This window comes from Catenulispora rubra, from assembly GCF_015356825.1.
GTDB lineage: Bacteria > Actinomycetota > Actinomycetes > Streptomycetales > Catenulisporaceae > Catenulispora > Catenulispora rubra.
Genome location: NZ_JAACYW010000055.1, coordinates 41,315 through 51,109 on the forward strand (window position 1 = coordinate 41,315; position 9,795 = coordinate 51,109).

Below are 9,795 nucleotides of genomic sequence, written 5' to 3' on the forward strand. Positions count from 1 at the left end.
CATCAGTCACACAAAGAACTTGTTGAACTGGTCGATGACGGCCTGAGGCTGCTCCTCAACGAAGTAGTGCCCGGTGTCCGGCACCACCACGACCTCCACATCAGTCCCCTGCGTCGGCAGCGTCGCCTGCATCTGCGGCGCGAAGACGGAGTTGACCATCCCGAGCAACGGGACTGTCACCTTGCCATAGCCGGCCAGGTCGGCGATGTCCTGCTCGAAAGTCTGGTACCACCCGTTGCCACCCCGGATGCCATCCGGCGTGTTGTACGCATGCGCATAGACAGCGCGGTCCAGAGGCGTGACCGAGTCCTGATTCACCAGCAGGTTGTCGAACATCCAGTCCACGATGTACCGCGCACGCCCCGCCACCAACTCCTCCGGCAGCCCCGCCACCTGGTTGAACGCGAACCACCAGGGATAGAACGGCGCACCGGCCTGCGGCAGCATCGGGATCTGGTAGTACCCCGGGTTCGGATGCACGACGTCGAGCATCGCCACCCGCCGCGCCGCCCCCGGATAGTTGACGGCGAAGGCAAAGGCGACCATCGACCCGATGTCGTGCCCCGCAACATCCGCCTGCTCGTAACCCAGAGCCCGGATGAAGCCATGCACATCGCCAGCCATCGTCTTCTTGTCATAACCCCCAGCCGGCTTGTCCGAACCCCCCATCCCCCGCAGATCCAGCGCAATCACCCGACGCCCAGCCGCAGCCAACCCCGGCATCACCTTCCGGTACTCCCACCACGTCTCCGGCCACCCCGGCAACAGGATCAAAGGCGCCCCCTCCCCACCAGCCACGTAGTGCAGGCGCAGCCCATCCACAGTGACGTAGTCACTGACGAACCCGGCCCCCAGGGAGCCGGCCAACGCGGCGTCATCGCCGACAGCAGCAGGGTTCAGAGTCACGGTTCTGTCTCCTCAGCGGGTGAAGGGGCTACATCAGAGCTCTGCGTTACCAGAACTCAAGCTACCCCACCAGAACCAGCCGCACCGCCCCCCGCATTCATATCAGCAGCCGCAGAAAGCCGCACCCGACCATTTGAGCTGGTCCGACCGGACCACGCGGGGTGTTGGTTCTGGGTTCCGTTTACGGCGATGACGCGGCGAGGGACCCAGAACCCGGCGACCACAAGCAGCACCGCCACCGGGCAACGTGGCGCAGGCAACAGCGGATAGAAAGCCGAACAGTCGCGGGCCGCCGGCATCAAGCAGGTCGCGCGGGTCGCCCCCTCGTCGAGGAGCGCCCGCCGGAGGCCTCAAGGTGCCCACCAAACGCGGCAGACAGCCGCCAGACCAAACGCATGCGCAGTGACTCGGACTCATGCGTGGTCGCGTACAGCAATACCGCCGGCCGCCAGCGCAACCTGCGGGGCACAGCCGAACTGCGTCCCCTTGCGAGGCCATCCAACCATTGGCGAAGCCGTAAAAATCGCCTGTAAACCCCCAGGTCAACCGGACTCGACCCGACACCAGCACCCACACGTAAACCAGAAACGCCTACAGGCCCGCACCCCGCCATGCGAGCTGGCGATGAGCCGACTCAGCACAGAACCCAGCGACCAACCCAGCACCAACGCAGCAACCGACCGAGCCCAGCTCAGCAGCCGACCCACCCCCCAACCTCATCACCGCCGCCCGTCGGTATAAATCCCCGTACTATCACCAGTCCGCTGATGCTCCTCATAGATACCGATCTTGTGCCGAATAGCCTCAAGGTTCTCCGCCAGCGCCCGCTGCTTCGCGATCACCGCCGCCTCGTGCTCCCGCAGCATCCGGAGTCGGCCGCTGTAGTCGTCGGGGCGTGTGCGGATGAGGTCGGCGAACTCCTTGATCTGGGCCAGTGGCATGCCGGTGTCGCGTAGCCGGTTGCACAGCTGGAGCCACTGCAGATCATCGGGGCTGTAGACGCGGTGGCCGCCGGCGGTGCGCGTCGGCGCGTGCAGGAACAGGCCCTCGCGTTCGTAGAAACGCAGCGTGTGCACGCTCAAGCCAGTAGCCGAGGCGACCTGTCCGATGGTGAGTCCGACTGCCGGCGGTGTCATGACAAGCCTCTCGAAGGTGATCGATGGCGATCCAGAGCGTTGGCGCCCCACCTCAATATTGACCTAGAGCAAGCTCTAGTTTCTAGGGTCCTTCACGTAACCAAGCGAACGTGAGGTGAGAGCGTGACAGGACAGAAGTTCGTCAAGCCGACGGCCCGGCGCGAGTGGGGCTGGATCGTCGCAGCCCTAGTAGCCCTCCTGGCGACGCCGGTGTCGATCGCAGGCGCGGCGATCACGCTGCCACGAATCGCAGCCACACTGGGCACCAACCCAGCCGGCCTGCAAGGAGTCGTCGACGCGTTCAACTTCGCGTTCGCGACGGCCACCCTCGCCTGCGGCCCGCTGGCCGACCGCCTCGGACGGCGCCGCGTCCTCCTCGGCGGGATGCTCCTGGTCGTCATCGGAAGCCTCGGCGCGGCCTCGGCCGTATCGCTCCTCACCCTCGACCTCGCGCGCCTCGTCGCCGGGGCGGGCTGTGCCGCGGTCTTCGTCGGCACGACGTCCCTACTGTCCGCGACCCTCAACGGCGCCGACCGCGCCCGAGCCTTCACTGCACTCGGCGTCGTCCTCGGCGCAGGTCTTGCATTCGGCCCGGCCCTGTGCGGTCTGCTCGTGACGGTCGGCGGGTGGCGAGCCGTGTTCGTCACCATCGCGGTGGTGACAGCCGCTTCGGGGGTCGCGAGCATGCTCCTGAAGACCCCCGACGAGGTGACTTCCGTCGGCGCCAAGCGAGACGGGCTCCTGGTCGTCCTCCGCAACCGCCGCTTCCTCGGCTTCGCCCTGATCCCGGTCGCCGGGGCGTTCGGCTACGTCGCCCTCCTGACCTACCTTCCGGTGGCGCTGTCCGCCGTCAAAAACATCGCCGCCGATCAAGCGGGCGTCATCATGCTGCCGATGACGGTCCCGACCGTCCTGGCCCCGGTCATCGCGCCACGCCTCGCCAAAGCCTTCGGAGGACCAGCCCGCCTAATGCTCGCCGCGACGGCACTACTGGCTACGGGGACCCTGCTCCTGCTCCCAGCCCTAACACCGACAGCGCCAGAAGGAGCCCTCATCCCCGGCATGCTGCTCCTCGGATGCGGATTCGGGCTCCCCATGGGAATGGTCGACCGCGAGGCCATCGGCTCGGTCCCTGACGACCAGTCAGGCACCGCAGCGGGAGCGATGAACTTCCTCCGCCTCGGAAGCGAAGCGGTCGTGATCGCAGGCTTCGGCGCGGGCATCGCCCAAGTGATCGCCGCCAACCTGCACGACACGGCGCTCGCCGCGCGCGTCGCCGCCGGCGGATATCTCAGGCCCCAGGCTTACGCCGATGCGTTCGAGTTGCTCTCGGCGGTGATGGCGCTGTGCACCGTAGCCGTACTTCTTATGAGCATGCGGCTTCTGCGGCGCCGCCCCACACGACGCCTCCAGAAGCCACTGCCGGCGGCAGACGACGACTCATCGAACGCTGCCGCACTCACCCGATCGCATGCGTCCCATACGTGATGGCCGCAGCCCTTAACCTCAGCTAGTCCCAAGCGCCGCCCGCAGCACCCCAACAGCCTGACCGATCGCCCCCTAAGCAGCATGCGTCCCACGCAGGGCGTTGAGCATGACGAAGTCATGAATGACGCCCTGATACCGCACCGCCGTCACCGCCACCCCGGCCGCCCGCAGCTTGTTCGCGTAAGCCTCGCCCTCATCGCGCAGCACATCGGCCTCCCCGGTGACGACCAGCGCCGGCGGCAGACCCGCCAGCTGCTCCACGCTCGCGCGCAGCGGCGAGGCAGTGATCTCCGCACGCTGCGCCGGGTCGGTCGTGTACTGGTCCCAGAACCACTGCATCGCGTCCCGCCGCAGGAAGTAGCCCTCAGCGAACTGCTGGTAGGACCCGGTGTCGAAGCTCGCGTCGGTCACCGGGTAGAACAGCACCTGCTGCACCAGCGGCACACCGCCGCGCTCCTTGGCCATCAGCGTCAGCGCCGCGGCCATGTTGCCCCCGACGCTGTCGCCCGCGACCGCGATGCGCGCCGCGTCCAGGCCCTTGGCCGCCCCCTCGGTGACGACCCACCGCGCCACGGCGAAGTTCTGCTCGATCGCGACCGCGATGCGCGCCGCGTCCAGGCCCTTGGCCGCCCCCTCGGTGACGACCCACCGCGCCACGGCGAAGTTCTGCTCGATCGCGACCGGGTAGCGCGCCTCCGGCGACAGGTCGTACTCGGGGAAGACGACGGCGGCCCGCGCCCCGACGGCCAGCTCGCGCACCAGGCGGTCGTGCGTGTGGGCGTTGCCGAACACCCAGCCCGCGCCGTGGATGTAGACGATCACCGGCAGGACCCCGGTGCTCCCGGCCGGCTTGACGATCCGGGCCCGGACCGTGCCGGTCGGCCCGCCGCTGACGGTCACCCACTCCTCGTCGACGGCCGGCTTCTCGATCTCGCCGGGTGAGCGGGGAAGCTCACAGCCAGAAGACTAGTGTGCGATTACATCGTGCACAAGCTAGGTGTTCCCGAGGGGATCGCCTCCAGAGCTATGCTGGTGGTCATGAACACCGCACGAACGGTGAACGACGCGACCGCCCCCGACCCGGGCTTCTCGATGCTGCTGGACGACCAGCTCTGCTTCGCCCTGTACGCGGCCTCGCGCGCCGTGACCCAGCGCTACCGCCCCCTGCTCGACGACCTGGGCCTGACCTACCCGCAGTACCTGGTGCTCCTGGTGCTGTGGGAACACGGCGCGGTCCCGATCAAGGACATCGGCGCCGCCCTCCACCTCGACTACGGCACCCTCACCCCGCTGATCAAACGCCTGGAGGCCAACGGCCTGGTCCGCCGCGAACGCGTCGCGGACGACGAGCGCACCGTCCAGGTCAGCCTCACGGAGCAGGGTGAGGACCTGCGCACCCGCGCCGACGACGTGCCGGCCGCCATCGGCGCGGCGATGGCGCTGACCCCGGAGCAGTTCGACGAGGCGAAGCGGCTGCTGCGGCTGCTCGCGGACAACGTGTCGGGCGGCTCGGCCTGATCCGCTTCTGCCCGGGCCTGCGCTTGCCCGCGGCCGCCGCGCATTCCTCAGCCGGGAACGTGCAGGCGAATCAGAGCGCGAACAGGAGAAACCACGTACAGGTGAATCAGAGCCCGTACAGGTGAATCAGAGCCCGTGCAGGCGAATCAGAGCGCGAACAGGAGAAACCACGTACAGGTGAATCAGAGCCCGTACAGGTGAATCAGAGCGCGAACAGCCAGAACCACTGGTTCTGGTCCCCGGTGTTGCACGGCGCCATCGTGAGCCACTGCTGGTTGCCCTTGCCGGCCAGGCAGGTCCCGGTCTGCTTGTTCTTCAGCACCCCGTAGGTGCCGTTGCCGGGAACGCTGGTGAGGGACCACTGCTGGTAGTCGGCCACCAAGTGCGCCTTCAGGCCGGCCACGCCGCCCCAGTCGTCGGAGATGGTCACGTTGGCGTTGTTGCCGGGGTCCGCCTGCAGGACCTTCGTGCCCGCGCTGTCCGGCTGGTCGTTGGACTGGATGACCAGGTTGTAGTCGCCGATGCCGGTGCCCGCGTAGAGCCAGACCGTCCAGGTCTGGTCGTTGTTGTGCAGGGTGGGCCAGATCTCCACCTGCTGACCGTCGGTGAAGTGGTCGTTGTACAGGTCGACCGAGGCGTTGGCCGCGTAGTTGAGGATGTTGGTCGTCTTGATCTGCGCCGTCGTCAGCGGCTTGGAGGTCGACGGCGGCGGGGGAGCGGCGGGTTTGGAGCTGGAGGCCGGAGGCGGTGGCGGCGTGGTGGCGCCCGATGTGGGTGCCGGCGGCGCGCCGCTGGACGACGACGTCGGCTTCGGCGCCGGTGTCGGCGACGGCGATGGCGACGGACTGCTGGCCGGCGCGGATGGCGTCGGCTGGATGACGATCACCTGCGGCCCGGTGGCAGAGGGCTGCGGTGAAGCCTGCGTGCTGGACGCGAAGGACGGGTGGATCCCGAACCACAGCGCCAGAACCGCTGCCGCGGCTGCGGCGAAGAACATCAGCAGTCGTTGAAGCCAGCGTGGCAGCAGTGCCGATTGCAGATACGTGCCTTGGAGGCTGACCGGCTGCCCCAACCCCGACGGCGTGATGGTGATGTTGTACTGGTGCCGGGCTTTGACGCCGAACCACAGCAGCCGCCCCGGTCGGACGGCGAATTTGCTGAACTGCGCGCGCCCCGGCTGTAGCCGTAGTGCCGGGGTGCGGATGTCGATGTGCAGGTTGGTGTTGTTGGAGGTGGTGGCTACGGCGGCGCTGGTGGCGACGTTGCTGTAGTTGTCGACGGCCAGTCGGACGCGGCCGCGGTGCCAGCCGCGGGTGGTGGAGGGTACCAGTTCTGCGCGTAGGTCGGCGAATTCTGCGACGCGCAGGATGCCTTCGATGGCGAAGGTGTTCTCGCGGTCCTCGCGCGGGGTGATTTTCACCGCGTAGGGCTGTGGCCCGGCCTGTGCCTCGGAGCTGCGCGGCGGCGTGAACGTCAGCTGCGCGGTGCCGGTGGTACCGGGGTACAGCCGCAGGGTCTGCGGTTCGACCACGGCCCATTGTCCGGGGTCGCCGGTGGCCTGCAGGTGGTATTCCTCGACGATGTCGCCGGTGTTGCGCACGGTGATCGCCACCGTCGCCTCGCCACCCGGCTCGACGTCCGCCGTCACCGGGTTCAGGTCAACCCACACGATCCGCTGCTTCCTGCCGGCCCACCGCCCCGAGCCCGCCTACGAACATCGGTCGGGCAACCTTGTCCGGACACCTTACGGGCCGGTCAGGGACGGTAGAACGCTGCGTTGAGAATCCCGGACGCAGGGTCCCGCCACCAACGCTCGTTCGGGCAACCGCAAGTGCCCTCGCGTCCATACCCACGGATGTCCCTACGGACGTTACGGACGTTTCAGCAGCGACCGCCCGGCCGTCAGCGTCAAGCGTCCGCCACCCGCTCGTGAACGAACAGCAGCAGACATCCGCCGGGGCTGCGCGTCTGATGCTCGACCCCGACGGGATAGTCGAACCATCCGTCGGGCCCGTATCCGTCCGGCGAAGACTCGCCGAGCGCGGGGCCCGTCAACCGCAGCAGCACCGCCGCCGCGTCCGGCGCGCGCAGGGTCAGCGATCGCGCGGCGTCCCCGCCGCTGCCATCAATACCCGCTCACGGTCGCCCGTGCCTCCAGCCGTTGAGGGAACGACTCCTCGGCGCCGGGCCGTAGCAAGGGCAGGCCTTCCCGCGCCGCCGCGTACGCGAGGTCCCAGTCGAGGTCGCCGTGGCGGTCTAGCAGTTCCGGTCGGAAGTAGTCCTTCTCGGCGGTCGGCAGGATGTCCGGCGTCATCCCATCCCACCATCCCAGGCTGTTGCAGGTCACGGTACGAACGCCACGCCGTGCGAACGCCGGTGTGTAGCCGTCGAGGACGAGCACCGGGGTCTCCAGCTCCCCCTGCACGTCGAGCAGGGCGTTCTCGTCTCCCCACCGGCCGAAGCACGCCTGCGCAACGCGCACCGAACCCTCCACGATCACGCGGGCGCCGCTCGCGAAGAACAGCGTCTCCGCGTGCAGGTCGCCGGTGACGACGATCAGCCCGGGGATGTAGTCGTCCGTGCCGAAGTGGACGTGGTCCGACGTGACGAGGTCTCCGTTGACGACCGCCATGAACGGGCCGCCGGCGGTCTCCACCGGCTCGTCGGTCGACAGCCCTTCCGGATAGAGCCGCACCGACCCGGATTGCTCCGCCGCCTCCAAGCCGTCCACGTCGTCCAGGAACGTCAGCTCGCCGTCGAGCCACGGACGGGTGGCACCGAACGCGGCCAGCAGCCCGGCTGTCGTGCCCGGCTCACCTTCCTTGTCGAGTCGCACGATCGTCTCCCCTCGCATCGCCGGCATCACGTCGGCGGCATCGCGCCGTGTCATCGATTCGGTGTCATCGAGTCGCCGGCCGAGTATCCCGCACATCCGCCTGAGGTCGGAGGGGACTCCGCCTCAAGTCGCAAGCCCCGGCGCGCCTCCAGGCTGAAGCGATTCAGTGCCGGCCGGTGGTCTACTTCGAGCATTGATGATCGGGCGGAGAGGACAGCGCGTGAGTATTCGACGGATCGCGGCGGTCGTGGCGGCAGTCGTGGCGGTGGCCGTGATGGCCCTGGTGCCGACGGTCGCCGTGGCCGATGGGACGACGACATCGGTCGCATCGGTCGCATCGGTCGAACCGGCCGCCTGGCAGGCGTGCCAGGACGGCCTCCAGTGCGCGACGGTGAAGGTGCCACTGGACTACCGGCATCCGGACGGCAAGAAGATCAGCATCATGATGATGCGCCATCAGGCCACTGACACTGCGAACCACCGAGGGACACTGTTCTTCAACTCCGGCGGTCCCTACGAGCAGCTGACGAACTTCCCGCGCTATCTCAGCGTGCTGCCGGCATCGTGGGTGGCGCAGTACGACATCATCAACTTCGACCCGCGCGGGTTCGGCTACAGCACCTCAGTACGCTGCTTCCCCAACGAGGCGGCGGAGAACAGCTTCCTGGCGGGACTCCCCGCCGACGTCCCGGTCACCCCGGCGCAGATCTCGACTTGGGACCAGATCATGGCCCGGTACTCCGCGCTGTGTGCCCGGACCAACGGCAGCCTGCTCCAGCACACCAGCACCGCCGACGTGGCCCGGGACATGGACCTGCTGCGCCAGTCGGTGGGGGAGCCCCAGCTGAACTATGTTGCGGGCTCCTACGGCACAGGCCTCGGCGCCGTCTACGCCAACCTCTTCCCCGCCAAGGTCGGCCGCATGATCCTGGACGGGAACGTCGACCCCGCGGTGTGGACCGGCAGCGACGGCGGGAAGCTGCCGCCGTTCGTCGCGATGCGTGCGGACGTGGCCAGCGCGCGGACGCTCGACGGCCTGCTGAACCTGTGCGGCCAGACTTCGACCGCCAAGTGCGCCTTCTCCGCCGGGACGCCGGCCGGCACGCGCGCCAAATACAGCACCCTGATGCAGCTCCTGCACACGCATCCGGTCACGGTCGGCACTCCGCCCAACACACAGACCTGCGACGACGTCTGCGCGACCTTCAGCCTGCCGCTGACCCAGGTCAGCCAGTGGGCGGACGGGGCGTCCTTTCTTCAGCAGCTCTGGCAGGCCGCGCACACCGGCCAGACGGTCGCCAGCCCCGCCGGACTCGCCAGCGCCATCAGCGCCGCCGCCCCCGCGAATCCCGCCGCCGCCTCCGCGCCGACCACAGAGCCGACGCCCTACACCGGCGGCGAACAGACCATCGCAACGATCTGCTCCGACAGCGACCACCCTCGCGACCCCCGCGCCTATACCGCCGCCGCCCGGATGTCGCAGGCCCGGGCCGGCCTGGTCGGCCTGTCCTGGACGTGGACGACCGAGATCTGCGCCACCTGGCCCAAGAGCGAGGACACCTACACCGGCCCGTGGAACCATCCCACGGCCCACCCGATCCTGATCGTCGGCAACACCGGCGACCCCGACACCCCCTACTGGAACTCGGTCGCGATGACGCACGAGCTGTCCCGCGCCGGCCTGCTCACGATCGACGGCTACGGCCACACCGAACTCCTCAACCCCAGCACCTGCGCCACGGACTACGAGAGCACCTACCTCCAGACCGGAGCCCTTCCCGCGCCCGGCACGGTGTGCCACCAGGACGCCCCGCCGTTCTCCTGACCAGGGCCAGGACCAGCCGGGGCGTCAAGGGCCGCGGGACTCCGACCTGCCACAAAGGACCTCGGAGTCCCGCGCCACCCAATCCC

8 protein-coding genes are annotated in these 9,795 nt (G+C 68.4%); 3 read left to right on the forward strand and 5 right to left on the reverse strand.

Annotation, left to right across the window (positions count from 1 at the left end; all coding sequences use genetic code 11):
• Nucleotides 1-6 precede the first annotated feature (6 nt).
• Nucleotides 7-900 carry an alpha/beta fold hydrolase gene (locus GWK61_RS17870; protein WP_228562498.1) on the reverse strand — a complete coding sequence of 298 codons (894 nt, stop codon included), beginning with the start codon at nucleotides 898-900 and terminating at the stop codon, nucleotides 7-9.
• Nucleotides 901-1,625: 725 nt separating this feature from the next.
• Entirely contained in the window at nucleotides 1,626-2,042 is a 417-nt protein-coding gene (locus GWK61_RS17875; RefSeq protein ID WP_194909520.1) for a MerR family transcriptional regulator, read from the reverse strand.
• Nucleotides 2,043-2,165: 123 nt separating this feature from the next.
• Between GWK61_RS17875 and GWK61_RS17880 the strand changes: the two genes are divergently transcribed.
• Nucleotides 2,166-3,530, forward strand: a complete 1,365-nt coding sequence (locus GWK61_RS17880; RefSeq protein ID WP_194909521.1) for an MFS transporter — start codon at nucleotides 2,166-2,168, stop codon at nucleotides 3,528-3,530.
• Between the two features lie 72 nt (nucleotides 3,531-3,602).
• On the opposite strand, the gene GWK61_RS17885 is transcribed toward GWK61_RS17880, so the two are convergent.
• Complete coding sequence (locus GWK61_RS17885) at nucleotides 3,603-4,460, reverse strand: alpha/beta hydrolase (RefSeq protein ID WP_194909530.1); 858 nt, start codon at nucleotides 4,458-4,460, stop codon at nucleotides 3,603-3,605.
• A gap of 108 nt (nucleotides 4,461-4,568) precedes the next feature.
• Between GWK61_RS17885 and GWK61_RS17890 the strand changes: the two genes are divergently transcribed.
• Nucleotides 4,569-5,048: a MarR family winged helix-turn-helix transcriptional regulator gene (locus GWK61_RS17890; RefSeq protein WP_228562496.1), complete on the forward strand. Its 480-nt coding sequence runs from the start codon at nucleotides 4,569-4,571 to the stop codon at nucleotides 5,046-5,048.
• 202 nt (nucleotides 5,049-5,250) lie between these two features.
• Here the strand turns inward: GWK61_RS17890 and GWK61_RS17895 are convergent, their stop codons facing one another.
• Both GWK61_RS17895 and GWK61_RS17900 read right to left on the reverse strand, forming a co-directional pair.
• The gene (locus tag GWK61_RS17895; RefSeq protein WP_194909522.1) at nucleotides 5,251-6,717 is read right to left on the reverse strand and encodes a hypothetical protein; all 1,467 of its coding nucleotides are present in this window, start codon (nucleotides 6,715-6,717) and stop codon (nucleotides 5,251-5,253) included.
• A gap of 456 nt (nucleotides 6,718-7,173) precedes the next feature.
• Nucleotides 7,174-7,938 (reverse strand): hypothetical protein, encoded by a 765-nt coding sequence (locus GWK61_RS17900; protein ID WP_194909523.1) that lies wholly within the window; start codon nucleotides 7,936-7,938, stop codon nucleotides 7,174-7,176.
• Nucleotides 7,939-8,104: 166 nt separating this feature from the next.
• On the opposite strand from GWK61_RS17900, the gene GWK61_RS17905 reads away from it, so the two are divergent.
• A complete protein-coding gene (locus GWK61_RS17905; protein ID WP_194909524.1) occupies nucleotides 8,105-9,709 on the forward strand; it encodes an alpha/beta hydrolase in 1,605 nt (534 codons plus the stop codon).
• Nucleotides 9,710-9,795: the final 86 nt, after the last annotated feature.

Coding starts and splice junctions, on each gene's coding strand:
- GWK61_RS17875 (WP_194909520.1), bottom strand. CDS start 2,042: ATGACACCGCCGGCAGTCGGACTCACCATCGGACAGGTCGCCTCGGCT.
- GWK61_RS17890 (WP_228562496.1), top strand. CDS start 4,569: ATGAACACCGCACGAACGGTGAACGACGCGACCGCCCCCGACCCGGGC.
- GWK61_RS17900 (WP_194909523.1), bottom strand. CDS start 7,938: ATGACACGGCGCGATGCCGCCGACGTGATGCCGGCGATGCGAGGGGAG.